Annotated in this window: 26 protein-coding genes and 1 pseudogene; 18 read left to right on the forward strand and 9 right to left on the reverse strand. The window is 69.2% G+C overall.

The window, feature by feature from the left end; translation table 11 throughout:
- Positions 1 to 182 precede the first annotated feature (182 nt).
- The 3 genes from ACHMXA_RS29900 (at position 183) to ACHMXA_RS29910 (ending at position 2517) form a co-directional block, all read left to right on the forward strand.
- Complete coding sequence (locus tag ACHMXA_RS29900; RefSeq protein ID WP_395317448.1) at positions 183 to 1010, forward strand: AP2 domain-containing protein; 828 nt, start codon at positions 183 to 185, stop codon at positions 1008 to 1010.
- 309 nt (positions 1011 to 1319) lie between these two features.
- Positions 1320 to 2063, forward strand: a complete 744-nt coding sequence (locus tag ACHMXA_RS29905) for an AP2 domain-containing protein (RefSeq protein ID WP_395317449.1) — start codon at positions 1320 to 1322, stop codon at positions 2061 to 2063.
- 73 nt (positions 2064 to 2136) lie between these two features.
- Complete coding sequence (locus ACHMXA_RS29910; RefSeq protein WP_176663473.1) at positions 2137 to 2517, forward strand: hypothetical protein; 381 nt, start codon at positions 2137 to 2139, stop codon at positions 2515 to 2517.
- A 16-nt stretch (positions 2518 to 2533) separates the two neighbouring features.
- Here ACHMXA_RS29910 and ACHMXA_RS29915 read toward each other — a convergent pair whose 3' ends face one another.
- Together ACHMXA_RS29915 and ACHMXA_RS29920 are read right to left on the reverse strand one after the other, a co-directional pair.
- Positions 2534 to 3682 carry an acyl-CoA dehydrogenase family protein gene (locus ACHMXA_RS29915; protein WP_395317450.1) on the reverse strand — a complete coding sequence of 383 codons (1149 nt, stop codon included), beginning with the start codon at positions 3680 to 3682 and terminating at the stop codon, positions 2534 to 2536.
- 104 nt (positions 3683 to 3786) lie between these two features.
- Positions 3787 to 4899, reverse strand: a complete 1113-nt coding sequence (locus ACHMXA_RS29920; RefSeq protein ID WP_395317451.1) for a CaiB/BaiF CoA transferase family protein — start codon at positions 4897 to 4899, stop codon at positions 3787 to 3789.
- A 294-nt stretch (positions 4900 to 5193) separates the two neighbouring features.
- Here ACHMXA_RS29920 and ACHMXA_RS29925 point away from each other — a divergent pair, with 294 nt between their 5' ends.
- Positions 5194 to 5439, forward strand: coding sequence for a hypothetical protein (locus ACHMXA_RS29925; protein WP_395317452.1), 246 nt, complete (start codon positions 5194 to 5196; stop codon positions 5437 to 5439).
- Between the two features lie 28 nt (positions 5440 to 5467).
- Here the strand turns inward: ACHMXA_RS29925 and ACHMXA_RS29930 are convergent, their stop codons facing one another.
- On the reverse strand, positions 5468 to 6337 hold the full coding sequence (locus ACHMXA_RS29930) for a UDP-2,3-diacylglucosamine diphosphatase (RefSeq protein ID WP_395317453.1): 870 nt from the start codon (positions 6335 to 6337) through the stop codon (positions 5468 to 5470).
- A 94-nt stretch (positions 6338 to 6431) separates the two neighbouring features.
- Here ACHMXA_RS29930 and ACHMXA_RS29935 point away from each other — a divergent pair, with 94 nt between their 5' ends.
- On the forward strand, positions 6432 to 8174 hold the full coding sequence (locus ACHMXA_RS29935; protein ID WP_395317454.1) for a lysoplasmalogenase family protein: 1743 nt from the start codon (positions 6432 to 6434) through the stop codon (positions 8172 to 8174).
- A gap of 27 nt (positions 8175 to 8201) precedes the next feature.
- Here ACHMXA_RS29935 and dmeF read toward each other — a convergent pair whose 3' ends face one another.
- Entirely contained in the window at positions 8202 to 9155 is a 954-nt protein-coding gene (gene dmeF, locus ACHMXA_RS29940; protein WP_395317455.1) for a CDF family Co(II)/Ni(II) efflux transporter DmeF, read from the reverse strand.
- Positions 9156 to 9160: 5 nt separating this feature from the next.
- Positions 9161 to 10225, reverse strand: coding sequence for a Holliday junction branch migration DNA helicase RuvB (ruvB, locus tag ACHMXA_RS29945; RefSeq protein WP_395317456.1), 1065 nt, complete (start codon positions 10223 to 10225; stop codon positions 9161 to 9163).
- Between the two features lie 88 nt (positions 10226 to 10313).
- On the opposite strand from ruvB, the gene ACHMXA_RS29950 reads away from it, so the two are divergent.
- From ACHMXA_RS29950 to ACHMXA_RS29980, 7 genes are read left to right on the forward strand one after another with little or no spacing between them, the layout of a single operon-like run.
- Positions 10314 to 10940: a CDP-alcohol phosphatidyltransferase family protein gene (locus ACHMXA_RS29950; protein ID WP_395317457.1), complete on the forward strand. Its 627-nt coding sequence runs from the start codon at positions 10314 to 10316 to the stop codon at positions 10938 to 10940.
- Positions 10937 to 12703 (forward strand): bifunctional alpha/beta hydrolase/class I SAM-dependent methyltransferase, encoded by a 1767-nt coding sequence (locus tag ACHMXA_RS29955; RefSeq protein ID WP_395317458.1) that lies wholly within the window; start codon positions 10937 to 10939, stop codon positions 12701 to 12703. The genes ACHMXA_RS29950 and ACHMXA_RS29955 overlap by 4 nt, the downstream gene beginning before the upstream one ends.
- Positions 12700 to 14043 carry a phosphatase PAP2/dual specificity phosphatase family protein gene (locus ACHMXA_RS29960; protein ID WP_395317459.1) on the forward strand — a complete coding sequence of 448 codons (1344 nt, stop codon included), beginning with the start codon at positions 12700 to 12702 and terminating at the stop codon, positions 14041 to 14043. The genes ACHMXA_RS29955 and ACHMXA_RS29960 overlap by 4 nt, the downstream gene beginning before the upstream one ends.
- On the forward strand, positions 14033 to 14479 hold the full coding sequence (locus tag ACHMXA_RS29965) for a hypothetical protein (protein WP_176663485.1): 447 nt from the start codon (positions 14033 to 14035) through the stop codon (positions 14477 to 14479). Before ACHMXA_RS29960 ends, ACHMXA_RS29965 begins: the two co-directional genes overlap by 11 nt.
- A 47-nt stretch (positions 14480 to 14526) precedes the next feature.
- On the forward strand, positions 14527 to 15219 hold the full coding sequence (locus ACHMXA_RS29970) for a lysophospholipid acyltransferase family protein (RefSeq protein ID WP_395321420.1): 693 nt from the start codon (positions 14527 to 14529) through the stop codon (positions 15217 to 15219).
- The gene (locus ACHMXA_RS29975; protein ID WP_093205772.1) at positions 15216 to 16172 is read left to right on the forward strand and encodes a phosphatidate cytidylyltransferase; all 957 of its coding nucleotides are present in this window, start codon (positions 15216 to 15218) and stop codon (positions 16170 to 16172) included. Before ACHMXA_RS29970 ends, ACHMXA_RS29975 begins: the two co-directional genes overlap by 4 nt.
- Positions 16169 to 16771, forward strand: coding sequence for a YdeI family protein (locus ACHMXA_RS29980; protein ID WP_395317460.1), 603 nt, complete (start codon positions 16169 to 16171; stop codon positions 16769 to 16771). Before ACHMXA_RS29975 ends, ACHMXA_RS29980 begins: the two co-directional genes overlap by 4 nt.
- Before the next feature lie 10 nt (positions 16772 to 16781).
- Here the strand turns inward: ACHMXA_RS29980 and ruvA are convergent, their stop codons facing one another.
- Positions 16782 to 17354: a Holliday junction branch migration protein RuvA gene (ruvA, locus tag ACHMXA_RS29985; protein ID WP_093205790.1), complete on the reverse strand. Its 573-nt coding sequence runs from the start codon at positions 17352 to 17354 to the stop codon at positions 16782 to 16784.
- Between the two features lie 20 nt (positions 17355 to 17374).
- Between ruvA and ACHMXA_RS29990 the strand changes: the two genes are divergently transcribed.
- Both ACHMXA_RS29990 and ybeY read left to right on the forward strand, forming a co-directional pair.
- Positions 17375 to 18331, forward strand: coding sequence for a PhoH family protein (locus ACHMXA_RS29990; RefSeq protein ID WP_395317461.1), 957 nt, complete (start codon positions 17375 to 17377; stop codon positions 18329 to 18331).
- Between the two features lies 1 nt (position 18332).
- Positions 18333 to 18800: an rRNA maturation RNase YbeY gene (gene ybeY, locus ACHMXA_RS29995; RefSeq protein ID WP_019656349.1), complete on the forward strand. Its 468-nt coding sequence runs from the start codon at positions 18333 to 18335 to the stop codon at positions 18798 to 18800.
- A 21-nt stretch (positions 18801 to 18821) separates the two neighbouring features.
- Here ybeY and dtd read toward each other — a convergent pair whose 3' ends face one another.
- Together dtd and ACHMXA_RS30005 are read right to left on the reverse strand one after the other, a co-directional pair.
- Positions 18822 to 19265 (reverse strand): D-aminoacyl-tRNA deacylase, encoded by a 444-nt coding sequence (gene dtd / locus ACHMXA_RS30000; protein ID WP_126184774.1) that lies wholly within the window; start codon positions 19263 to 19265, stop codon positions 18822 to 18824.
- Positions 19262 to 20179 carry a cation diffusion facilitator family transporter gene (locus ACHMXA_RS30005; protein ID WP_395317462.1) on the reverse strand — a complete coding sequence of 306 codons (918 nt, stop codon included), beginning with the start codon at positions 20177 to 20179 and terminating at the stop codon, positions 19262 to 19264. The genes dtd and ACHMXA_RS30005 overlap by 4 nt, the downstream gene beginning before the upstream one ends.
- 155 nt (positions 20180 to 20334) lie before the next feature.
- On the opposite strand from ACHMXA_RS30005, the gene ACHMXA_RS30010 reads away from it, so the two are divergent.
- Together ACHMXA_RS30010 and ACHMXA_RS30015 are read left to right on the forward strand one after the other, a co-directional pair.
- Positions 20335 to 20898 (forward strand): FecR domain-containing protein, encoded by a 564-nt coding sequence (locus tag ACHMXA_RS30010; protein ID WP_395317463.1) that lies wholly within the window; start codon positions 20335 to 20337, stop codon positions 20896 to 20898.
- Positions 20899 to 20909: 11 nt separating this feature from the next.
- Entirely contained in the window at positions 20910 to 21530 is a 621-nt protein-coding gene (locus ACHMXA_RS30015) for an OmpA family protein (protein WP_395317464.1), read from the forward strand.
- Between the two features lie 38 nt (positions 21531 to 21568).
- Here ACHMXA_RS30015 and tyrS read toward each other — a convergent pair whose 3' ends face one another.
- Positions 21569 to 22777, reverse strand: a complete 1209-nt coding sequence (gene tyrS / locus ACHMXA_RS30020; RefSeq protein WP_395317465.1) for a tyrosine--tRNA ligase — start codon at positions 22775 to 22777, stop codon at positions 21569 to 21571.
- Positions 22778 to 22962: 185 nt separating this feature from the next.
- Here tyrS and ACHMXA_RS30025 point away from each other — a divergent pair, with 185 nt between their 5' ends.
- Entirely contained in the window at positions 22963 to 24309 is a 1347-nt protein-coding gene (locus tag ACHMXA_RS30025) for a peptidoglycan DD-metalloendopeptidase family protein (protein WP_395317466.1), read from the forward strand.
- Positions 24310 to 24319: 10 nt separating this feature from the next.
- Positions 24320 to 25448, forward strand: a pseudogene (locus ACHMXA_RS30030) (anhydro-N-acetylmuramic acid kinase).

The raw sequence follows: 25448 nt of genomic DNA on the forward strand, positions 1-25448 counted from the left end.
CCGCGCCGGCTACCCCCTGAACTACGGATTCCGGTGATACCCCGCCACCGCGGGCGTCCCTAGCATTCCCCCGAAGACTTCCAACTGCTGCGATAGCGCAAGCAGCGCGGCGACGCGGAGAGTCGCGCCCCCGCGCAGGGAGCCATCGAAAGCACCAGAGAGCGGACTCGAGCCGAAGCACCATGCCCAAAGGAATCCCCAATCCCGCAGCCATGTATGGCATCTACCCCCGCAGCTGGGGCTACGAGGTGTCGATCGTGCGAAACGGCACGCGCTACTTCAAGCAGTTCGGCCGCGCCAGCTACGGCGGCGACCGGCAGGCGCTGCTCCAGGCGCAGGACTGGCGCGACGGCGTGGTGCGCAGCGTGCCGCCGGTCCCGCGGCGCGACCGGGCGGAGAAGCTGCGGATCAACAACACGACGGGCGTGTCGGGCGTGTTCTGCCAGGTCGCCCCGGGCGGCAAGGTGCGGGCCTGGGTCGCCAAGACCTACATCGGGCAGGACGAGATCCTGCGCACCGACTTCCCGGTGAACACCGTGGGCGAGGCGGCGCAGACGCTGGCCATCGAGGAGCGCGCGCGCCAGCTCGACCGCATGGACGGGCTGGCCAAGCTGCACCCCGCCGAGGAAACGATCCGCACGAGCCCGCCGGCCTTTGCGCCGGAGCAGCTGTCGCCCAAGCGCTCCAAGTCGGAAATCAGGCGCAGCACCAATTCGAGCGGGGTGAGCGGCGTGCACTTCAAGGCGCCCAACCCGGGCCATCCGGGCTACTGGCTGGCCATCACCTACACCGCCGGCAAGGGCAGCGTGAGCAAGGCCTTCTCCATCAAGGAGCACGGTGCCGAGAAGGCGAAGCTGCTGGCGATCGAGGAGCGCGAGCGCCAGCTCGAGCAGAAGCTGGCGCACATGCAGCAGGCCGCGGCCGGCGCGCTCTCGATGGCCTACCGGCAGGAGCCCCGCCAGGGCGCCCGCCCGCACGGCCTGGCCGCCGGGGCAAGGCCGCAGCAGTGACCATGCGGCTCGCAGGGGCCGGCGCCCTTCGCGCGGCGGCCGGCGGATGCCCGCGCGCCCGCGTCGATGATATTTTTTCAGGCGCGGCCGCACGCGCCGATTTGCCTTCGTGCTTCGGCCAAAATAGCCGCGAAATGCGCGCGCCGAAGAGCAGCGGGCAGGTCGGGGAGCCCATCGGAATCAGCAGCGCTGAGCACCAAAGTAGCAGCATCAAGTCGAGAATGCCCAAAGGTATCCCGAACCCGGCAGCCATGTACGGCATCTACTCCAGGTCCTGGGGTTTTCGAAGTCTCCATCGTCCGCAACGGCGTGCGCCACCACAGGCTGTTCGGCAAGGCCAGCTACGGCGGCGCGGAGCAGGCGCTGCTGCACGCACAGGACTGGCGCGACCACATCGTGCGCAGCGTGCCGCCGCAGACGCGCAGCGAGCGCGCCGAGAAGCAGCGCACCAACAACAGCACCGGCGTGACGGGCGTGTTCCACCATCTCGCGCCGAACGGCCGGGTGCGCGCCTGGATGGCCAAGACCTACATCGCGCCCGACGAGATCCTGCGCACCGATTTCTCGGTGGCCGACCTCGGCGACGACGCGCAGGCGCTCGCGATCCGGGAGCGCGCGCGGCAGCTCGAGCGCATGACGGGCCTGGCGCGCATCCACCCGGCCGAGGAGGCGATCCGCATGGGGCTGTCGGCCCACCCTGCCGGGCCGCGCGAACCCAAGCGCTCGAAGTCGGAGATCACCCGGCGCAACAACACCAGCGGCGTGAGCGGCGTGCACTTCAAGACGCCCAACCCCAGCCACCCGGGCTACTGGCTTGCCATCACCTACACCGCCGGCAAGGGCAGCGTGAGCAAGGCCTTCTCGGTGAAGACGCACGGTGCCGAGGCGGCGAGGAACCTGGCCATTGCCGAGCGCGCGAGCCAGCTCGCCGACAAGCTGCGCGCGGAAGACGACGCCCTGGCCGCCGGACGGGAGCCCGCCTCGCCGGCCCCGCGGCGCCAGTCGCGCGGGCGGGCCGCGACGGCCTCCGGCGCCAAGCGGAACAACGGATGAGTGCATTGCAAGGAAGCGGCTTCGCGGAAGCGGCGAAGCCCGGAAGCGGTCGTCCCGACGGAGAGGGCCGCCCATGAGACACAAGCGGATCCACCATCTGCTGCGCGTGGCATCTCATCTGCTCGACCAGGCCGCGACGGACGTGCGCGGCACCGGCCTCGACCCGGTGGACGAGAACATCCAGCGCATCGGCCGCGCGCTGATCGAGGTGATCGAAGTGCAGCGGCAGATCTACGCCGCGCAACCCGAGCTGCAGCCCAAGACGCTGGCCGCCACCACCGCGCGCGAGCACGACGCCAACCGGCTCTTCACCCAGTTCACGCTGGAAGCGCTGGAGCTGGAAGACGCGGGCGACACCGACGCAGCGCGCGAGAAGTACACGCAGTTCATCGGCCTGTCGCCGTCGTACCACCACCGCGAGATCGCAAGGGCGGAGATCAGGCGGCTGTCCTGAGTTGGCCGGGGCCTGCTCACAGCGCCCTGGCGATCACCTCCTTCATGATCTCGTTGGTGCCGCCGTAGATGCGCTGCACGCGCGCGTCGGCGTACATGCGCGCCACCATGTATTCATTCATGAAGCCGTAGCCGCCGAAGAGCTGCAGGCACTCGTCGATCACCCGGCCCTGTGCCTCCGAGCCCCAGAGCTTGGCCATGGAGGCGGTGGCGGTGTCGAGCCTGCCGGCCACCAGGTCTTCGATGCAGCGGTCGATGAAGGCGCGGCCCACCTTGATCTGCGTGGCGATCTCGGCCAGCTTGAACTTCGTGTTCTGGAACTCGGCCACCGGCTTGCCGAAGGCCTTGCGGTCGCGCACGTAGTCGAGCGTGGCCTGGTAGGCGCCTTCCATGGTGGCCAGCGCGCTCAGGCCGATGATGGTGCGTTCATAGGGCAGGTCGCTCATGAGCTGGAAGAAGCCCTGCCCCTCCACGCCGCCGAGCAGCGCGTCGGCGCCCACGCGCACGTCGTCGAAGAAGAGCTCGGAGGTGTCCTGCGCCTTCATGCCGATCTTGTCGAGCACGCGACCCACGCGAAAGCCCTTGCAGCCTTCGGTCTCCACGATGAGGATCGACGTGCCCTTGGCGCCCTGCGTCGGGTCGGTCTTGCACACCACCAGCACCACGCCGGCCAGGAAGCCGTTGGTGATGAAGGTCTTGGAGCCGTTGACGACGTAGGCGCCTTCTTTCTTCTCGGCGCGGGTGCGCACGCCCTGCAGGTCGGAGCCCGCGCCGGGTTCGGTCATGGCGATGGCGCCGACCAGTTCGCCGCGCGCCAGGCGCGGCAGGTAGTGGCGCTTCTGCGCCTCGGTGCCGTGGTTGAGGAAGTAGTGCGCCACGATGCTGTGCACCGAGGTCGCCATGCCGGTGAGCGCGCGGCGCGACATCTCCTCGTAGAAGACGGCCTCGTGCCGGAAGTCGCCGCCGGCGCCGCCGTACTCCTCTGGAATGTCGGCGCACAGCAGGCCGAGCGCGCCGGCCTTGCGCCACACCTCGTGGCCGACGTGGCCGCGCTTGCGGGCTTCCTCGTCGTGCGGCAGCACTTCGGTCTCGATGAATCGCACCACGTTGTCGCGGTACAGCTCCAGGTCTTCGTCGCTCCAGGAGCGGCGGAAATCGATGGCCATGATGTTTTCTTCCTTTGCTTTCTTTCCTGTCGCGTCCGCCGGACTCGGCCGACGCGGCGTTTCCTGCCGGCCCGCAAGGGCGCGCGGGGCCGGCACTGCCGCGGTCATGCCCCGCACAGCGGCGCGATCGCATCCGCCGCCACGCCCCAGCGGCGCAGCACCGTTGGGCCGTCGTCGCGCGCAACGGGTTGCGGCACCACCGGCGCGGTGCGGCTGAAGCGCGGCGCGGGCGCAGGCTGCACCACGCCGCCCACGCTGGCGAAGGTGCCGCGCGCAACGTTGTGCGGATGCTCGGGGGCCTCGTCCCAGTCGAGCACGGGCGCGAAGCAGGCGTCGCTGCCTTCGAGCAGCACGCACCACTCGTCGCGCGTGCGGGTGCGGAACACGTCGGCCATGCGCAGCTTGAGCAGCGGCCATCGGTCGGCGTCCATCTGCGCGTCGAAGGCGGTGTCGTCGGCGATGCCGCAGCGCTCGCGCAGGAGCGCGTAGAACTGCGGCTCGATGGCGCCCACGGCCACGTACTTGCCGTCGGCGCAGGCGTAGGTGTCGTAGAAGTGCGCGCCGCCGTCGAGCATGTTCTCGCCGCGCTGGTTGCTCCACTGCCCGGCCGACCTGAAGCCGTACATCATGGCCGACAGCAGCGCCGCGCCGTCGGTCATGGCGGCGTCGACCACCTGGCCCTGGCCCGAACCTTTCGCCTCGTGCAGCGCGGCGAGGATGCCGAAGGCCAGCAGCATCGCGCCGCCGCCGAAGTCGCCCACGTAGTTCAGCGGCGGCACCGGCGGCTCGCCCGCGCGGCCGATGGCGTGCAGCGCGCCGCTGATGGCGATGTAGTTGATGTCGTGGCCCGCCGCGTGCGCGAGCGGACCGTGCTGGCCCCAGCCCGTCATGCGGCCGTACACCAGCCGCGGGTTGCGCGCATGGCACTCCGCGGGGCCGAGCCCCAGCCGCTCCATCACGCCGGGGCGGAAGCCTTCGATGAGCACGTCGGCCCTGGCGATGGCGTCGAGCACCGATTGCGCGGCGCCTTCCGCGCGCAGGTCGACCTGCAGCGTGCTGCGCCCGCGCGCGAGGATGTCGTGCGGCGCGGTGCGCGTGCCGGGGCGCTCGATGCGGATCACCTCCGCGCCCATGTCGGCGAAGAGCATCGCGCAGAACGGGCCGGGGCCGATGCCCGCCATCTCGATCACCCGCAATCCCTGCAACGGACCTGCCATGTCTGTCTCCTTCGGCGCTGCCGTGTGGAGGCATCTTGGCGCGGGGGCGCCGGGGGTGCATCGTCGGAAGCGACGAATGCGAAGGGACGCGGAAGGCACGGTGCGGTTCCGGGCCCGGAGCGCCGTCGCCGGATCGGTCGAGCGCTACCCGGCTACCGTGGGCTCATGGATTTATCGCGAACTTTTGTTTCCATTCGGGATAGTCCGATGCATGAGCGCGCCGCTTCCTGCTTCAATCCGCCTGGGGAGTCGTTCGGGGCGCCGGAGAACGCGCCGCGCTGAAGGAGCACAGCAGTGAGCACTGTCATTCCCGGCTTTCCGCACAGCAGCGTCGAGCGCCTGTGCGACTACGAGCTGCCGGAACAGCCCGGCGCCACGCCTGCCCTCGATCCACCCGAACCCGACGGCCCCGAGAACCTCGCGCTGGCCTGGTGGCTGTGGATGGACGAGATGGGCAAGAGCATGCTGAAGCACTACGACGCCTGGCGCGAGCATCTGGACCGGGCCACGAGCACGACAGGCCGCGACCGGAAGGGCTGAGCGCAGCCGCCCTGCTTCTTCTTGCGCTTCAGGCGGCGACGGCTTCGCGCTGCGGCGTCGCCTTCGACGGCACGGGCATGTGTTTGGCCCAGTCGATGATTTCCAGCGTGCCGTCGGCATGCTCGGCCAGCGCCGTGAGGCTCTCGACCCAGTCGCCGTCGTTGCAGTAGAGGATGCCGTCGATGTCGCGCATCTCGGCATGGTGGATGTGGCCGCAGACCACGCCCTGCGCGCCGCGCTTGCTGGCCTCGCGCGCCACGGCATTCTCGAAGTCGCCCACGTAGCTCACGGCCCGCTTCACCTTGCCCTTGAGGTACTTGGACAGCGACCAGTACGGCAGCCCCATGCGCGCGCGCAGCGAGTTGAGGTGGCGGTTGAGCTTGAGCGTGAACTCGTAGAGCGAGTCGCCCACGTAGGCCAACCACTTGGCGCACTGGATCACGCCGTCGAACAGGTCGCCGTGGATGATCCAGAGCTTGCGCCCGTCGGCCGTCTCGTGGATCCACTCGTCGGCCACGTCGATGCCGCCGAAGTTGTGGTGCAGGTACTTGCGGGCGAATTCGTCGTGGTTGCCCGGAATGAAGATCACGCGCGTGCCCTTGCGCGCCTTGCGCAGCAGCTTCTGGATCACGTCGTTGTGCGCCTGCGGCCAGTACCAGTGGCGCTTGAGCTGCCAGCCGTCGATGATGTCGCCGACCAGGAACAGCGTCTCGCACTCGGTGTGCTTGAGGAAATCGAGCAGCGCCCGGGCCTGGCAGCCGGGGGTGCCCAGGTGCAGGTCGGAGATCCAGAGGGTGCGGAATTGCAGTGGCGGACGCCCGCGATCGTCGTCCTCGGGGTCGAGGGCCCGGGTCGCGGTGTCGCGCCATGCGCGAAGGAAAGCGTCGTCGCGTTGCATGGCCCGGTAGGCTCCCACCGCCGGGTGACCGTACGATGGCGGCCCCGTGACGTCCCGGTGACTTGTCGCAGTGCAGCAACGCCACAATCGCGCGATGCGCCCTGGCCAGATCATCGTTCTAGCGACACCCGTCTTCTTCCTGCTGATGGGAATCGAGTTCGCAATCGGCCGCGCCCGTGCGCGCCGCGGCACCGGGCAGGACACCTACCGCCTCGCCGACGCCATCAACAGCGTCGGGCTGGGCATGCTCAGCCAGATCAGCGCGGTGCTCACCGGCCTGCTGCGCATCGGCATCTACACGGCCGTGTACTCGGCGGTCTCGCTCTTTCCGCAGGAAGCGGCCAGGGAGTTCTGGACCACCTGGTACGGCTGGCTGCTGGCGCTCGTGTTCTACGACTTCTGCTACTACTGGCTGCACCGCATGGGCCACGAGTCGGCCGTGCTGTGGGCGGCGCACGTGGTGCACCACCAGAGCCAGCACTACAACCTCTCGACCGCGCTGCGCCAGACCTCCAGCGGCGCGCTGCTGGGCTGGATCTTCTACCTGCCGATGGCGGTGGCCGGCGTGCCGCCGCTGGTGTTCGGCGTGGTGGCGCTCGTCGACCTGCTCTACCAGTTCTGGGTGCACACCGAGCAGGTGGGCAGGCTGGGCTGGTTCGACCGCTGGTTCTGCTCGCCCTCCAACCACCGCGTGCACCACGCGGTGAACGACCGCTACCTCGACCGCAACTACGGCGGCGTCCTGATCGTGTGGGACCGCCTGTTCGGCACTTTCCGCGAGGAGGACGAGCGCTGCGTCTACGGCACGCGCGGCGGGCTGCGCAGCTGGGACCCGCTGTGGGCCAACGCCGAGGTCTACTGGGCGCTCGCGAAGGATTCATGGCACGCGCGCAGCTGGGCCGACAAGCTGCGCGTGTGGATCAAGCCGCCGGGCTGGCGGCCGGCCGACGTGGCGGCGCGCTTTCCGAAGCCGCCCTTCGACATCGCGAAGGTGGCGCGCTACGAGCCGGCTGTGAGCGCGGGCGTGCAGTGGTTCGCGGGCATCCAGTTCCTGCTGCTGGTGGGGTTCGCGGTGGTGTTCCTGTGGTTCTCCGACCTCCTGCCGCTGTCGCATTCGGCCGTGTGGCTGGCCGCGCTGACGGCCATGCTGTGGGCGATCGGCGGCGTGCTGCAAGGGCGGCTGACCGTCACCGAGGTGCTGCTGATCGAAGCCTGCGCGCTCGCCACGGCCAGCGCGGCGCTGGGCATCAGCTGGCTGCACTTCCTGTTCAAGCCGCTGGCCCTGTCGATCGCGATCTTTCTCGCAGCCCGGCGGGCGCTCGCGGCGGGTTCCATCACCGGCTTCGACGGCCTGCTGCTGGCGGGCCTGGTCGCCTCGCTCGGGGGCGACGTGCTGCTGATGGGGCCGGGCGGGATGTTCGTGCCGGGCCTCGTGTGCTTCCTGCTGGCCCACCTGGCCTACATCGCGCTGTTCCGTATTGGCGTCGGCCTGTTCCCGCGGCCCGGGGCGCTGGCGGCCACGCTGCTGGTGGGCGCTGGGATGTACGCCTTCCTCTGGCAGGGCGGGCTGCCTGCGGCGCTGCGGATTCCGGTCGGCGCCTACGTGGTGGTGATCGCCTGCATGGCGGCGCAGGCGATCGGACGCGCGGCAGTGCTGCGCCGGACCGATCCATCGGCGCCATGGGTGGCGGTGGGCGCGTGCTTCTTCATGCTGAGCGACTCGCTGCTGGCGATCAACAAGTTCGTGGCACCGTTGCCGCTGGCGCAGCTTTGGGTGCTGGGGACGTACTACGCGGCGCAGGTGTTGATCGTGCGGCACGCCAGGCCCAAGGCCTGACTTCGGCTTGCTCGCTCCCCGCTGGACCTAATCCACGCAGCGCTGGATTTCCACGGTCGAGTGGCGGATCTCCTCGTGCATCGAGAAGCAGGCCCGCACCTCGTCGGCCGTGAGCGTCGGCGAGTGCGTCACCACGGTGAGCGCGCAAGCGTAGGCGTCGCGGCCGACGCGCCACACGTGCAGGTCGGCCACGCGGGTCTCGGAGTCGGCCAGCAGGGTCTCGACGCCTTCCTTGATCTCCTGCGTGACGGGGTGGTCCATCTCGCGGTCGAGCAGCACCTTGCCGGTTTCCTTCAGCAGCCCCTTGGCCCAGACCGCCACCAGCACCGCGCCGACGATGCCCATCGCCGGGTCGAGCCAGGCCCAGCCGTAGAACCAGCCGCCCAGCAACGCCGCGATGGCGAGCACCGAAGTGGCGGCGTCGGCCACGACGTGCAGGTAGGCCGAGCGCAGGTTCAGGTCGTGGCCATGGCCGTGGTGATCGTGATGGTCGTGCGCGTGTCCGTGGTCATGGCCGTGATGATGGTGCGCCCCACCGAGCAGCCGCGCGCAGACGAGGTTGACCACCAGGCCCAGCACCGCCACCGTGATGGCTTCGGGATAGTGGATGGCCGAGGGCGACCACAGCCGCTCCAGCGAGCCCACCACCATCAGCGCCGCCACGCCCAGCAGCGCCAGCGCGCTCGCGAAGCCGCCCAGCACCTCGATCTTCCAGGTGCCGAAGGCGAAGCGCGGGTCGCGCGCATAGCGGCGCGCGGCGGCATAGGCGAAGGCGCTCAGGCCGATGGCCAGCGCGTGCGAGCTCATGTGCCAGCCGTCGGCCAAGAGCGCCATCGAGTTGAACCACCAGCCGGCGCCGATCTCGACGACCATCATCGCGAAGGTGATCCACATCACGAGGCGCGTGCTGCGCTCGGCGGAGGATGTGTCGGCGCCGAAATGGTGGTCGTGCTGCCAGGCGCTCAGGTCATGGGTGTGCATGGGGATCAGGCTCCAAAGAGATCGGGTCCGTCGTTGCGGCCGGAAGGGGGCGCTACGCCGAGATGGCGGTACGCCGCCAGCGTGGCGATGCGCCCGCGCGGCGTGCGCTGCAGGTAGCCCTGCTGGATGAGGTAGGGCTCGATCACGTCCTCGATGGTGTCGCGCTCCTCGCCGATGCTGGCGGCCACGTTGTCCAGGCCGACCGGGCCGCCGTCGAAGCGGTGGATCACGGCCTCCAGCAGCTTGCGGTCCATCAGGTCGAAGCCCTGCGGATCGACGTCGAGCATGGCCAGCGCACGGTGCGCGATGTCTTCCGTGATGCGGCCGGTGCCCTTCACGTCGGCGTAGTCGCGCACGCGGCGCAGCAGCCGGTTGGCGATGCGGGGCGTGCCGCGCGAGCGGCGGGCGATCTCGAAGCCGCCGGCCGCGTCGGCCTCCACCTTGAGCAGCCCGGCGCTGCGGTGCACGATCAGCGCGAGCTCCTCGGGCGTGTAGAACTCCAGCCGCGCGACGATGCCGAAGCGGTCGCGCAGCGGGTTGGTCAGCATGCCGGCGCGGGTGGTGGCGCCCACCAGAGTGAAGGGCTGCAGGTCGAGCTTGATGCTGCGCGCCGCGGGGCCCTCGCCAATCATGATGTCGATCTGGTAGTCCTCCAGCGCGGGGTACAGGATTTCCTCGACGACCGGGCTCAGCCGGTGGATCTCGTCGATGAAGAGCACGTCGTTCGGCTCCAGGTTGGTCAGCAGCGCCGCCAGGTCCTTGGGCTTCTCGAGCACCGGGCCGGAGGTCTGGCGCAGGTTCACGCCAAGTTCGGCTGCGACGATATGCGAAAGCGTGGTCTTGCCCAGGCCCGGCGGGCCGAACAGCAGCACGTGGTCGAGGGCTTCCTTCCGCTTGCGCGCGGCGCCGATGAAGATCTCGAGCTGCTCGCGCACCTTGGCCTGGCCGACGTACTCGTCGAGCAGCTTGGGGCGCAGGGCCCGTTCGATCGCCTCCTCGTTGGGCGATGCGGGGGCCGCGGACACCACGCGTTGGGGGGCGGGCGCGAAGTCGTCTGTCTGGATGGTCATTTGGGAGGGGTGTGCGCCAATGAGTTTAGTGCCTGCCACAGGCTGGCAGAATGCTCCGGCCATATAACGAACGAGGGGAAGCCAGCACGTGTCGATCTACGAACTGAAGCCGCGTTTCCAGGCCCTGCTGCGGCCTCTGGTGATCCGGCTGCATGCGATGGGCGTCACCGCCAACCAGGTCACGCTGGCGGCATGCGCGGTATCGGTGGCGCTCGGGCTCTGGCTCTTCTTCGCGGCGCCCTCGCTGGCGGCCTTCGGGCTCATCCCGCTGTGGATGTTCCTGCGCATGGCCTTCAACGCCATCGACGGCATGCTGGCGCGCGAGCACAACCAGCAAAGCAAACTGGGCGCCTTCCTCAATGAACTGACCGACGTGGTCTCCGACGCGGCGCTGTACCTGCCCTTCGCGCTGGTGCTGCCTTTCAGCGGCTTCTGGGTCGGCACCGTGATCGTGCTGGCCGGGCTGAGCGAATTCGCCGGCGCGCTGGGCCCCACCGTGGGCGCCTCGCGCCGCTACGACGGCCCGCTGGGCAAGAGCGACCGGGCCTTCGTGTTCGGCGCGCTCGGCCTGTACGTGGCGCTGGGCGGACCGCTGCCGGGCTGGACGGCCTGGCTGATACCGCTGCTGGCCGCGCTCGTGGCCTGGACCACCATCAACCGCATCCGCCGCGCACTGGCGGAGGCAGACCACAAGAATTCCACAGGGACTCAATGACAAACACAACTCAACGCATCGCCGAAGAACTCCACTTCCAGACGCACGACGGCGAATCGCTCTTCTACCGCCGCTGGCCCGCCACGGGGGCCGCGCGGCGCGGTGCCGTGCTGCTGTTCCACCGCGGCCACGAGCACGGCGCGCGCATGGCGCACCTGGTCGACGAGCTCGACCTGCCCGACTTCGACTTCTACGCCTGGGACGCCCGCGGCCATGGCCGCTCGCCCGGCCAGCGCGGCTACAGCCCCAGCTTCGGCACTTCGGTGCGCGACGTGCAGACCTTCGTGCAGCACATCGGCGCGGTGCACGGCGTGTCCGAGCACGACATCCACGTGGTCGCGCAGAGCGTGGGCGCGGTACTGATCGCCACCTGGGCGCACGACTACGCGCCCAAGGTGCGCGGCCTCACGCTCGCCTCGCCAGCCTTCAAGGTCAAGCTCTACGTGCCCTTCGCGCGGCCGGGCCTGGCGCTGATGCACAAGCTGCGCGGGCTTTTCTTCGTCAACAGCTACGTGAAGGCGAAGTTCCTCACGCACGACCCCGAGCGCATCGCCAGCTACGAGAGCGATCCGCTCATCAGCCGGCCCATCGCGGTCAACATCCTGCTGGGGCTGTATGAAGCCGCCGACCGCGTGGTGGCGGATGCGAATGCAATCACGCTGCCGGTGCAGCTGCTCATTTCGGGCGCCGACTGGGTGGTGCACCACAAGCCGCAGCACCAGTTCTTCGAACGGCTGGGCAGCGCGGTCAAGACCAAGGTCGAGCTGCCGGGCTTCTTCCACGACACGCTGGGCGAGAAAGACCGGGCACCTGCCGTGGCGCAGATCCGCGAATTCATCCTGCAGCGCTTCGACGAGCCCGCCGTGCCCGTCGACCGCCGCGAGGCGCACCTGAGCGGCGACACTGCCGACGAATCGCGCGCACTGGCCGAACCGCTCTCGCCCCTGTCGCCGCGCGGCGCCTACTGGGCGATCACCCGCGCCGGGCTGAAGCTGGGCGGCACGATGTCGGAGGGCATCAAGCTCGGCCACGAGACCGGCTTCGACTCCGGCAGCACGCTCGACTACGTCTACCGCAACCATCCGCAGGGCAGTTCGTTCATCGGCCGTTCCATCGACAAGACCTACCTTGAGTCGATCGGCTGGCGCGGCATCCGCCAGCGCAAGATCCACGTCGAGGAGCTGCTGCGCATCGCGATGGAGCGGCTGGCCGAGATGCACCGCGAGGTGCGCGTGATGGACATCGCCGCCGGCCACGGCCGCTACGTGCTCGACGCGGTGCTGGCAAGCCCCGTCAAGGCCAGCTCGATCCTGCTGCGCGACTACAGCGACATCAACGTGCGCGACGGCCGCGCGCTCATCGCCGAGAAGGGCCTGGAAGACATCGCCCAGTTCGTGCAGGCCGACGCCTTCGACCGCATGAGCCTGGCCAGCGTGACGCCGCGGCCCACGCTGGCGGTGGTGTCGGGCCTGTACGAGCTCTTCCCCGACAACGAGATGGTGCGCCGCTCGCTCGCGGGCGTGGGCGACGCGGTGGAAGACCGCGGCTACCTGGTCTACACCGGCCAGCCCTGGCACCCGCAGCTCGAGATGATCGCGCGTGCCCTCACCAGCCACCGCCAGGGCGAAGCGTGGGTGATGCGCCGCCGCACCCAGTACGAGATGGACCAGCTGGTGGAGGAAGCCGGCTTCCGCAAGATCGACCAGCGGGTGGACGAGTGGGGCATCTTCACGGTGTCGCTGGCGGTGCGCGTCACGCAATGACGAGCAACCCACGGCCCTGGAAGCGCGCCGCCGCCTGGCTGGTGCTGCTGGGGCCGCTGTTCTACGCGACCTACGGCTTCGCGAACTGGTGGGCCACCACGCGCGCCAATGTGCCGTCGATGGCCTTCGAGTGGGAGCGGCACGTGCCGTTCTGGCCTTGGACCATCTTTCCGTACTGGACGATCAACGTCTTCTACGCACTGTCGCTTTTCCTCGCGCGCAGCAGGCACACGCTCGACCGGCACGCGCTGCGTCTGCTGACGGCCACGCTCGTCGCCTGCACCTGCTTCGTGCTGTGGCCGCTGCACTTCAGCTTTGGACAGCCGCCGGTCGACGGCGCGCCGGCCTTTCTGTTCAATGCGCTGCGGGGCTTCGACCAGCCTTTCAACCAGGCGCCCTCGCTGCATATCGCGCTGGCGGTGATTCTGTGGGACTGGTACCGGCAGTTCATCCGGCCGCTGTGGGCGCGGCTGGTGCTGCACCTGTGGGCCTTCGCCATCTGCGCCTCGGTGCTGACGACGTGGCAGCACCACTTCATCGACATCCCGACCGGCGCGCTGCTGGGCCTGTTCTGCGTGTGGCTGTGGCCGCTGGAGCGCGTGGCGTCGATGCCGCGCGCATGGCGCACCACGCCCGACCCGCAGCGCTGGAAGCTGGCCGGTTTCTACGCGGTGGGCGCGGCGCTGTTCCTTGCGGCGGCGCTCTACGGCGGCGGCGTCGCGCTGTGGCTTGCGTGGCCGGCCGCCTCGCTGGCTCTGGTGGCGCTGAACTACGCGGGCTTCGGCGCGCGCGGCTTCCAGATGGATGGCCGCGGCCGCATGGGCTGGGCGGCGCGCTGGATGCTGGCGCCGTACCGGCTGGGCGCCGCCGTCAACGCCCGGCTCTGGACGCGCAGCCTGCCGGCGTCGGTCGAGGTGGTGCCGGGCCTGCGGCTGGGCCGCCGGCCCACGCACGCCGAGTGGCTGGCAGCCGGCCGGCCCCGGCTGGTGAGCCTGTGCGCGGAGCTGCAGATGCCCGCCGGCGTGCCGCACGCGCGCTGCGTGCCGATCCTCGACCTGACGGTGCCGCCCGCGATGCGCCTGCAGCGCGCGGCGGCCGTCATCGAAGGCCAGCGCAGGAACGCGGACGGTGCCACAGTGTGGGTCTGCTGCGCGCTCGGCTTCTCGCGCAGCGCGGCGGCGGTGATCGCCTGGCTGGACCGCTACGGCGCGGCCGGCGGCGTCGCCCAGGCCGAGGACACGGTGCGCCGGGCACGGCCGCAGATCGTGCTGCGGGATGCGTGGCGGGTCTCCCTGGAGCCGTTCGAGCCCTTGCAGGAGGTGCCGCCCCATGACCGATGACAACGACAGAACCACCTGCGCCGCGCTCGCGGCGCTGTTGCGCGCCGCGGCGCTGCTGGCCCTCTGGGGCTTCGCGCTCACCTGTATTTCGGCGCTGGTGCTCGCGCTGACGCTGCGCTCGCTCTCGACCACCGCCACCATGGGCTTCGGCGCGGTCGTCATCCTGGGCGCGCTGGAGCGCTATTTCGCGTTCCGGCTGCGCTTCGACGAGGCGCTGTTCGACGGCCTCGCGCGCGGCACCGTCGCCTCGCTCGACGCGCTCGACCGCGCGCTCGCCTCCCTCGGGCTGCGCGAGCCGCCGCCTTCGCAGCACGCGCCCCGCCCGCTCGACGACCGCGTGCAGGGCACCCGCCAGCTGATGCAGCGCCACGCCATCGTGGTGGCCTGCCAGAGCGCCCTGTTCCTACTAGCCTTGATGACACAGGACATCTCTTGAACCCGGAAGAAGAAAACAAGAACAAAGACGACAAGCCCGAAAGCACCGTGCTGCGGCGCGGCCTCGCCATCGTGGTGGGCAAGCTCATCATCGGTGCGGCCGGGCTGCTGACCGGCGTGCGCGCCATCTGGTCGGGCTCCACGCCCAAGGCCGAGCAGACGCTGTACTTCGCCAACCACACCAGCCACGGCGACTTCGTGCTGCTGTGGGCCACGCTGCCGCCCGACCTGCGCGCGCTCACGCGGCCCGTGGCAGGGCAGGACTACTGGATGGCCTCGAAGACGCGCCAGTTCATCGGCATCGACGTGTTCAACGCGCTGATGATCCGCCGCGACGGCTCGGGCCAGGGCGAGAACCCGGTCGAGCAGATGAAGCAGGCGCTGGACGCCGGCGACTCGCTCATCATGTTCCCCGAGGGCACGCGCAACACCGGCGACGAGATCCTGCTGCCGCTCAAGAGCGGCCTCTTCCACCTGGCGCGCGCCTGTCCCAACGTGCGGCTGGTGCCGGTGTGGATCGAGAACCTGAAGCGCGTGCTGCCCAAGGGCACGCTGGTGCCGATCCCGCTGGCCTGCACGGTGCGCTACGGCGCGCCGATCTCGATGGCCGAGGGCGAGGACAAGAACAGCTTCATCGCCCGGGCCCGCGCGGCGATGCTGGACCTGCGGCCCGAGTACGACCGCATCGAGGAGAACGGCACGGCCGGCAGCCAGAACGGCAACGGAGGAGCCGCAGCATGATCGAGCTCTCTCCCTTCGCGTGGACCACGCTCAAGCTCTTCGGCGGCGTGGCGGGCGTGCTGGTGCTGGCATCGGCCATCGGCGCGCTGCTGAAGTGGCGGGTGGCGCACGGCCAGCCGCACTCGGTGATCGACAACCTCAACTCGCGCGTCAACGCCTGGTGGGTGATGGTGGCGGTGATCGGCATTGCCTTCGCCTTCGGCAAGGGCGGCGTGATCGTGCTGTTCTACCTGATCTCGTTCTACGCGCTGCGCGAGTTCATCAGCCTGGCCTACACGCGGCGCGGCGACCACGCGCCGATCGCGCTGGCCTTCTACCTCGCGCTGCCGGGGCAGTACTTCCTGATCTGGATCGACTGGTACGGGCTCTACGCCATCTACATCCCGGTGTATGCCTTCCTGCTGCTGCCCATCCTCGCAGCGGTGAGCGGCGACACGCGGCGCTTCCTGGAGCGCACCTCGAAGATCCAGTGGGGCCTGATGGTGTGCGTGTTCTGCATCAGCCACGTGCCCGCGCTGCTCACGCTGCAGATCCCGGGCTTCGAGGGCCGCAACCTGCTGCTGATCGCCTTCCTGGTGATCGTGGTGCAGGGCAGCGACGTGCTGCAGTACGTGTGGGGCAAGCTCTTCGGCAAGCGCAAGGTGGCGCCCGAACTCTCGCCCTCCAAGACCTGGGAAGGCCTGATCGGCGGTGTCGCGAGCGCCACCGCGCTGGGCGCGGCGCTGTACTGGGCCACGCCCTTCAACCCGTGGCAGGCGGCGCTGATGGCGCTCACCATCTGCCTCATGGGCTTCTTCGGCGGCCTGGTGATGTCGGCCATCAAGCGCGACCGCGGCGTGAAGGACTGGGGTTCGATGATCGAGGGCCATGGCGGCATGCTCGACCGGCTCGACTCGGTGATCTTCGCGGCGCCCATCTACTTCCACGCGCTGCGCTACTGGTGGGTGCCTTGAGCAAGGCGCAAGAGACGACCGAACGCGTTGCGCACGACACGCCTGTCGAGTGCACCAATGCCGCCTCGTGGGCGCGCTGGCTCAAGCGCCACCACGCGAGCGCCGCCGGCGTGTGGCTGCGCATCGCCAAGAAGGACAGCGGCATCGCCTCCGTCGACCACCCCGCGGCGCTCGAAGAAGCGCTGTGCTGGGGCTGGATCGACGGCCAGCGCAAGAGCCAGGACGAGCAGTATTTCCTGCAGCGCTTCACGCCGCGCACCAAACGCAGCACCTGGTCACAGATCAACCGCGACAAGGTGATGAAGCTCATCGACGAAGGCCGCATGCAGCCGGCCGGCCACGCCGAGATCGAGCGCGCCAAGGCCGACGGCCGCTGGGACGCGGCCTACGAAGGCGTCGCCAAGGCCACCGTGCCGCCCGACCTGCAGGCCGCGCTCGACGCCGACAAGAAAGCCGCGAAGTTCTTCGCCACGCTCGATTCGCGCAACCGCTTCGCCGTGCTGTTCCGCACCCAGAGCGCGAAGAAGCCCGAGACCCGGGCGCGCCGCATCGCTCAGTTCGTGGAGATGCTGGCCAAGGGCGAGAAGATCTACCCCTGAGCGGACGGTCTCACTTGGCCAGCGACTTCAGCGCCATCTTGATGCCCTCGCTGACCGTCGCATCCTTCGGCAGCGCCTTGAGCGCGAGCGCGGCTTCCTTGTCGCTGTAGCCCAGCGCGACCAGCGCCTGCAGGATGTCGGCCTGCGCGTCGGAGGCGGCGTGCGCCGGCAGGCCGATGTCGGCGCCGAGCTTGCCCTTGAGTTCCAGGAGCAGCCGCTCGGCGGTCTTCTTGCCGATGCCGGGGATCTTCACCAGCCGGCCCAGCTCCTGCGTGGTGATCGCCTGCGAGAGCTCTCCCACGCTCATGCCCGAGAGCAGGCCGAGCGCGGTGCGCGGACCCACGCCGGTGATCTTGATGAGCTGGCGGAAGGCCGCGCGCTCCTCGGCGGTGCCGAAGCCGTAGAGAATCTGCGCGTCCTCGCGCACGACGAAGTGCGTGAGCAGCGACACCTTGGTGCCGACGTTCGGCAGGTTGTAGAACGTGCTCATCGGCACGTCGACCTCGTAGCCGACGCCGTTGCAGTCCACCACCACCTGCGGCGGATTGCGCTCTGCCAGGGTGCCGGTCAGTTTGCCTATCATGGGTGCCCTTTTTGCTTGAAATGTCCGGCGTGATTCTGCGACACACCTTTACCCCACTGAACAATTCGCGCCTGAGCCACCTGTGCGGCCCGCTGGACGCGCATCTGCGCCGCATCGAGGAGGCGCTGGACGTGAAGATCGCGCACCGCCACGAGCAGTTCAAGGTCGAGGGCCACAAGGCCGCCGCCCAGCGCGCAATGGACGTGCTGCAGGCGCTCTACGAGATCGCGCAGCGGCCCATCGACGCGGCCGTGGTGCAGCTCACGCTGGCCGGCGATGGCGGGATGCTCGATGGCGACGAGGACGCGGCGATGCTCGTCACGCGGCGCGGCGACCTGCGTCCACGCACGCCCACGCAGGCGATCTACCTCGACAACATCGCCAAGCACGACATCACCTTCGGCATCGGCCCGGCCGGCACCGGCAAGACGTACCTCGCGGTGGCCTGCGCTGTCGACGCGCTGGAGCGCGCCGCGGTGCAGCGCATCGTGCTGACGCGCCCGGCCGTGGAAGCGGGCGAGCGGCTGGGCTTCCTGCCGGGCGACCTGACGCAGAAGGTCGACCCGTACCTGCGCCCGCTGTACGACGCGCTCTACGACCTGATGGGCTTCGAGAAGGTGCAGAAGGCCTTCGAGCGCAACGCGCTGGAGATCGCGCCGCTGGCCTTCATGCGCGGGCGCACGCTGAACAACGCCTTCGTGATCCTCGACGAGGCGCAGAACACCACGCCGGAGCAGATGAAGATGTTCCTCACGCGCATCGGCTTCGGCGCGCGGGCGGTGGTGACGGGCGACGTGAGCCAGATCGACCTGCCCAAGAGCCAGCTGAGCGGCCTGATCGACGCCGAGCGCGTGCTCAAGCGCGTGAACGGCATCGCCATGACGCACTTCACCAGCGCGGACGTGGTGCGCCATCCGCTGGTGGCGAAGATCGTCGATGCCTACGACAGCCAGCGCAAGCGCTCGGGGGGCCATTGAGATGGCCGCATCGAAGCTCCCGGCGCTTTCGCTGTCACTGCAGTTCGGCCGCTTCAAGGGCGTGGAGCGCCATCGCGCCGCACTGCCGCGCCACAGCGTGACGCGCTGGATACGGCACGCGCTCGACATCGACGGCGAGATCACGGTGCGCATCGTCGATGCCGACGAAGGCCAGCGCCTGAACCGCGAGTTCCGCGGCAAGGACTACGCGACCAACGTGCTCACCTTCGACTATGCGCAAGGCCCCGTCGTGATGGCCGACCTGGTGCTGTGCGCGCCGGTGGTCGCGCGCGAGGCGAAGGAGAACCGCAAGACGCTGGCAGACCACTACGCCCACCTGCTGGTGCACGGCACGCTGCACGCGCAGGGCTGGGACCACGAGACCAGCGAGGCCGACGCCGACGAGATGGAGGCGTACGAGATCGAGATCCTCGCGGGGCTGGGCGTGCGCAACCCCTACGGCAAGTAACCGGGCGGCAGGGCCTCGCCGCTACGCCGTCATCTGCAGCGGGATCGTGACCGGCCCGTCGTTGAGCAGGTGCACCTGCATGTCGGCGCCGAATTCGCCGGTGGCCACCACCGGATGCGCGGCGCGGGCCTGCGCCACGAAGTATTCGTAGAGGCGCCGTCCTTCGTCGGGCGGCGCGGCCTGCGTGAAGCTGGGGCGGTTGCCTGCGCTCGCATCGGCCGCCAGCGTGAACTGGCTCACCACCAGCAGGCCGCCGCCGATGTCCTGCACGCTGCGGTTCATCTTGCCGGCCTCGTCGGCAAAGATGCGCAGCTTGAGGATCTTGGCGAGCATGCGGTCGGCGAGCGCGTCGACGTCGCCGCGCTCGGCGCACAGCAGCACGAGCAGGCCCGCATCGATGGCGCCGACGGTGCGGCCGGAAATGTCTACGCGGGCATTCGCGACGCGCTGGAGAACGGCTTTCATAGGGGGTGATGTTCGCCGGCCTGGGTGGCGCGGGCTTCCATGGTCAAGGGCAACAGCTGGATGGTGACGCGCAGGCCGGGCACGGCGTCCATGAGCGCCTGCTCGAGCTCGTCGCGCATGTTGGCGGCGTGCTGCAGCGTCCAGTCGCCGGGCACGTGCATGTGCAGGTCGGCGAAGCGGCGCTGGCCGGCGCTGCGCGTGACCATGTCGTCGAAGCGCAGCCGCGTGCCTTCGGGCATGCGGGCGGCGAAGGCGTCGAGCGTGGCGCGCACGGTCGCGAGCGTCTGGGGGTCGAGGGCCTCGTCCATCAGGCCCTGGGAGGAACGCCACACCAGCTTGACGCCCTCTCGCGCGATGTTCAGCGCGACGCCGATGGCCAGGACCGGATCGAGCCAGAGCCAGCCGGTGACCATCACGCCGACGATGCCGATCAGCACGGCCGCGGAGGTCCAGACGTCGGCCATCAGGTGGCGCCCGTCGGCCTCCAGCGCGATCGAGCGGTGGGCGCGCGCCGCGCGGAACAGCAGCAGGGCCAGCCCGGCGTTGAAGCCCGAGCTGAGCACCGACAGCGCCAGGCCCCAGCCCAGCTGCTCCAGCGGCTGCGGAGACAGCAGGCGCTGCACCGAGACCCAGAGGATGGCGATGGCGGCGCCGACGATCAGGATGCCCTCGAAGCCCGAGGAGAAGTACTCGGCCTTGTGGTGGCCGTAGGGGTGGTCGTCGTCGGCCGGCCGCTCGGCGATAGTCACCATCGCGAGCGCGAAGACGGCGCTCGCGAGGTTCACGAAGGACTCCATGGCGTCCGAGATCAGGCCCATGGAATTCGTCATGTAGCCGGCCAGGCCCTTGAGCACGATCGTGATCAGGGCCACGGCAACCGACGCGCGAAGCAGCGTCTTGGGGGTAAACATCATTCGAAAGCCACCGTGAACAGTGCGGGAAGCAACGCTAAAAGCGGTAAAAGAGCGCAGAAAGAGCCTGAATTATCGGCCTCGTGTCCATATGTAACGCCTTCGCATTAATAATGTTTGGCTAACGTTGCGCAACTCTTCTCACAGAGAGCCAGATGATGAAAAACCTCGTGACCGCCCTCGGCAGCCTCGCCATCGCGGGATCCGCCATGCTGGCGCAGGCCCAGACGCCACCGGCCGCTGCCGCGGCGCCTTCCGCTACCGTTGCTCCCACCCCCGCCCCTCCCGCCGCTCCGGCGCCTGCAGCGGCCGCGCCGGCGCCAGCCGTCAAGCCCGATCTCCAGGCCGGGTTCGTGAAGTCGGTGCGCGGCAGCGTCCAGCTGCTCAACGGCGCAGGCGCGGCCCGTGCAGCCAGCCCCGGCGACGCGCTGGGTGCCGTGGACCGCATCGTGACCGGCCCCGACTCCTCGGCCTCCGTGGTGCTGCGCGACGACACGACGCTGGTGGTCGGCCCCTCCTCCCGGCTCGATCTCAAGGAATTCCACTTCGACGGCACCACGCGCGACGGCGGCATGCTGCTGTCGCTGCTGCGTGGCTCCATGCGCATGATCACCGGCCTGATCGGCAAGACCAACCCCGATGCGGTGCGGGTCGAGACGCAGACCGCCACCATCGGCATCCGCGGCACCGACTTCATCGTGCAAGCCGACGGCCAGCCATGATGAAGATGCAGATGCCGAAACTCCAATCCTCCCGTTTCCCGTCCCTTCTCGCGGCCACGCTGGCCGCCGCGCTGCTGGCGGCGTGCTCGACGCCTGGCACGCGGGTGGTGCTGCTACCGCAGGCCGACGGCAAGCCCTCGGCGGTGGTGGTCCGTGCCAAGGACGGCGAGGAAGTGCTTTCCACGCCCTACCAGCGCGCCACGGCCGCGGTGGGCGCCAAGGGCGCGCCGGTGGTCGACAACGTCGATCCGGCCAAGGTGCAGGCGGAGAACAAGCCGCTGTTCGACATGCGCCCGCCCCCGCCGCAGCGCTACACGGTGTACTTCGAACTCGGCGGGACCACGCTGACGCCGGCGTCGCAGCAGATCATGACCGAGGCGCTGGCCGCGGCCCTGGCGCGCAGCGGCGGCGACATCGTGGTCACCGGCCATACCGACACCAAGGGCAGCGGCGAGCAGAACGACGAACTCTCGCGCCGCCGGGCGCAGGAAGTGGTCCAGCTTTTCGTGGAGCGCCAGTTCCCGGCGAACCGCATCGAGGCCGTGGGCCGTGGCGAGCGCGACTTGGCGATTCCAACCGCCGACGAGGTGGACGAGCCGCGCAACCGGCGCGTCACCATCGAGGTTCGCTAATTAAATAGAGCGATCGAGCAGGTCGCCCCGGAGCGCGATCAGCTCAGCGTCACGCGCGCGAACTTGCGCTTGCCGACCTGCACCACGTAGCTGCCCGCAGGCAGCTTCAGCGCCTTGTCGCTGACCACGGCGGAATCGACCCGCACACCGCCGCCATCGATCAGGCGGTTTCCCTCCGACGTCGAGGGCGCCAGATTCGCCTGCTTGAGCACCTGGGCAATGCCCAGCGGTGCACCCGACAGCGACACCTCCGGGATCTCGTCCGGCACGCCGCCCTTGCTGCGGTTGATGAAGTCCTGCTCGGCCGCATCGGCCGCCGCCGCGCTGTGGAAGCGCGCGGTGATCTCCTTGGCCAGCGCGACCTTGGCGTCCTTCGGATTGCGCCCGCCCTCCACCTCGGCCTTCAGCGCCGCGATCTGCTCGAGCGACTGGAAGCTCAGCAGCGTGTACCAGCGCCACATCAGGTCGTCGGAGATCGACAGCACCTTGGCGAACATGGTGTTGGCGTCCTCGCTGATGCCGATGTAGTTGTTCTTGCTCTTGGACATCTTCTCGACGCCATCGAGCCCTTCCAGCAGCGGCATGGTGAGGATGCACTGCGGTTCCTGGCCGTATTCCTGCTGGAGATGACGGCCGACGAGCAGGTTGAACTTCTGGTCGGTACCACCCAGTTCCAGGTCGCTCTTGAGCGCGACCGAGTCATAGCCCTGCATCAGCGGGTAGAGGAACTCGTGCACCGAGATCGACTGGCCGGCCTTGAAGCGCTTGTTGAAGTCGTCGCGCTCCATCATCCGGGCCACCGTGTACTTGGCGGCCAGCTGGATCATGCCGCGGGCGCCCAGGGGGTCGCTCCATTCGGAGTTGTAGCGAACCTCGGCGATATCGACGTTCAGCACCAGGCGCAACTGGTCGAAGTAGGTCTTCGCGTTGTCCTCGATCTGCTCGCGGGTCAGCGGCGGCCGGGTGCTGTTGCGTCCGGAAGGGTCGCCGATGGTGGTGGTGAAGTCCCCGATCAGCGGGATCACCGTATGACCCAAGTCTTGCAACTGGCGCATCTTGTTGAAAACCACCGTGTGACCCAGATGAATATCCGGCGCTGTCGGGTCGAGGCCGAATTTGATGCGCAGCGGGGTTCCGGTCGCTTCGGAGCGCTGGAGCTTGCGCACCCATTCGTCCTGCGGCAGCAGCTCGTCGGCGCCCCGGAGGGAGATTTCGAGCGCGCGTCCTACACTATTCGAGAGGCTCATGGATGTAACAGAATCGGCCTTTACGGGCTTTTTTAGCTGATTTTGGGGGTGCCGAAGCTATACTCAGCCCGACTTTTCAAGCGCCGAATTCTAAGCGGCGCTTCTTTCCGCACCGTCTCCTGCCGCCCTGAACGTGACTGGGCCTTGCAGCACGGACTTGCAGAACCTGAGCTGGAATTCATAGTTTGATCAACGGCATTCTTGCCGCCGAGGAGCTTCTCGCTTCTCGCGTGGCCTATACATTCCGGACGTACCCCAGGCAGATCACCGCGATCATCGCGGGCGCTCTGCTGAGCGCCGGCACCCTCGCGGTGGCATCGCTCGGTCCGGACGCATCCGACCTCCCGGTCCAGCAGATCCTCGAAGCCACGACGCCCGTCTCGTTCGCCGACCAGAGCGAATCGCTGGAGAACTTCAGCTTCACCCTTTTCCGCACCGACGTCACCCGCTCGAGCGACACGGCCGATGCGCTCATGAAGCGCCTGGGCATTTCCGACCCCGCCGCCACCGCCTTCGTGCGCGGCAGCGTCGAGGCCCGCAATGCGCTCTTCTCGCGCGCCGGCCGCACCGTGACGGCCGAGGCCACGCAGGAGAACCAGCTCAAGAAGCTCAGCGCCCGCTGGATTCCCGACGGCGACGGCGGCTTCAAGCGCTTCGTCATCGAGCGCACGCCCACCGGCTTTGCCGGCGTGACCGAGCGCGATTCGCTCACCCCGGGCACGCGCCTGGCGAGCGGCACCATCCGCACCTCGCTGTTCGCCGCCACCGACGACTCGCGCATTCCCGACGCGGTGGCCAGCCAGCTGGCCGACATCTTCGCGGGCGACGTCGACGTGCGCAACCTGCGCAAGGGCGACCGCTTCGCCGTGGTGTACGAGACCTTCGAAGCCGACGGGCAGGCGCTGCGCAGCGGCCGCGTGCTGTCGGCCGAGTTCGAGAACAACGGCAAGATCCACCAGGCCGTCTGGTTCCAGCCCCCGGGCGCGGGCCAGAAGGGCAGCTACTACCGCCCGAACGGCGACAGCCTGCGCAAGGCCTACCTGGCGACGCCGGTCGAGTTCTCGCGCGTGTCCAGCGGCTTCGCGATGCGCATGCACCCGATCCTGAACAGCTGGCGCCAGCACAACGGCATCGACTACGCGGCGCCGACGGGCACCTCGGTGCGCTCGGTCGGCGACGGCACGGTCGACTTCGCCGGCACGCAGAACGGCTACGGCAACATCGTCATCATCAACCACCGCAACAACCAGCAGACGGCATATGCGCACCTGAGCCGCATCGACGTCAAGGCCGGCCAGGCGGTGAGCCAGGGCCAGACGGTCGGCGCGGTGGGATCCACCGGCTGGGCTACCGGCCCGCACCTGCACTTCGAGTTCCGCGTGGGCGGCGTCTACCAGGACCCGACCTCCATCGCGCAGGAAGGCGGCGCACCGATCACCGCCGCCATGCGCCCGGCCTTCGAGCGTGTCGCCGTGGGCGCGCGCACCGAACTGGCCGCGGCCTTCTCCGTCATCCAGGTCAGCGCCGACTGACCTTCCGGCAATGGCGGCCGAGGAGCTTTTCATCGGCCTCATGTCGGGCACCTCGCTCGACGGCGTCGATGGCGTGCTCGCCGACTTTTCGGACGGCCGCATCGCGGTGCGGTCCTACGCGACCGCCTCGTTTCCGGTAGCGCTGCGCGCCGAACTGCTGGCGCTGAACACGCCCGGCGACAACGAACTCCATCGCGCCGCACTGGCCGGCAACGGGCTGGCCCGCGCCTACGCGGGCGTCGTGGCCCAGCTGCTGGCGGACAGCGGCACGGCCGCCAACGCGGTCACCGCCATCGGCGCGCACGGCCAGACCGTGCGGCACCGGCCGCTGGAGTTCGACGAGGTCGGCTACACGCTCCAGATCAACAACCCCTCGCTGCTGGCCGAGCTAACCGGCATCGACGTGGTCGCCGACTTCCGCAGCCGCGACCTCGCAGCCGGCGGCCAGGGCGCGCCGCTGGTGCCGGCCTTCCATCGCGCCCTGTTCGCCCGCCCCGGCGAAACGGTAGCGGTGCTGAACATCGGCGGCATTTCCAACCTGAGCCTGCTGCCGGCCACCAACGTCGCCAGCGGCGCCTCCGTGCTCGGTTTCGACTGCGGCCCCGGCAACGCGCTGATGGATCACTGGTGCCAGGCCCACCAGGGCCAGCCCTTCGACCGTGGCGGCCAGTGGGCGGCCAGCGGAAAGGTGCTGCCCAGCCTGCTCGCGCAGCTTCTGGCGGATCCGTATTTCGCCCCGGACACCGCCCAAGAGCACCGGCCGCGACCTGTTCAACCCGGCCTGGCTGGCCGCTCAGATCGGCACCTCGGCCATGGCGCCGGAAGACGTCCAGGCGACCCTGGCCGAGTTGACCGCGCACGCCTGCGCGGCGGACCTCAAGAGCTACGGAAAAGATAGCAAGCTGCTGGTCGTCTGCGGCGGCGGCGCGCTGAACGACCACCTGCTCGACCGGCTGCGCGCCCTGCTGCCGGGCGTTGCGGTCGCGGCTTCGACAGATCACGGCCTGCCGCCCCTGCAGGTCGAGGCGGCTGCATTCGCCTGGCTGGCCCGCGCCACCGTCCGCCGCGAGGCAGGCAATCTCGCCAGCGTGACCGGCGCGCGCGGAGAGCGCGTGCTCGGCGCGATCTACCCCGCCTGA

This window comes from Variovorax sp. UC74_104 (genome assembly GCF_044055375.1).
GTDB lineage: Bacteria > Pseudomonadota > Gammaproteobacteria > Burkholderiales > Burkholderiaceae_C > Variovorax.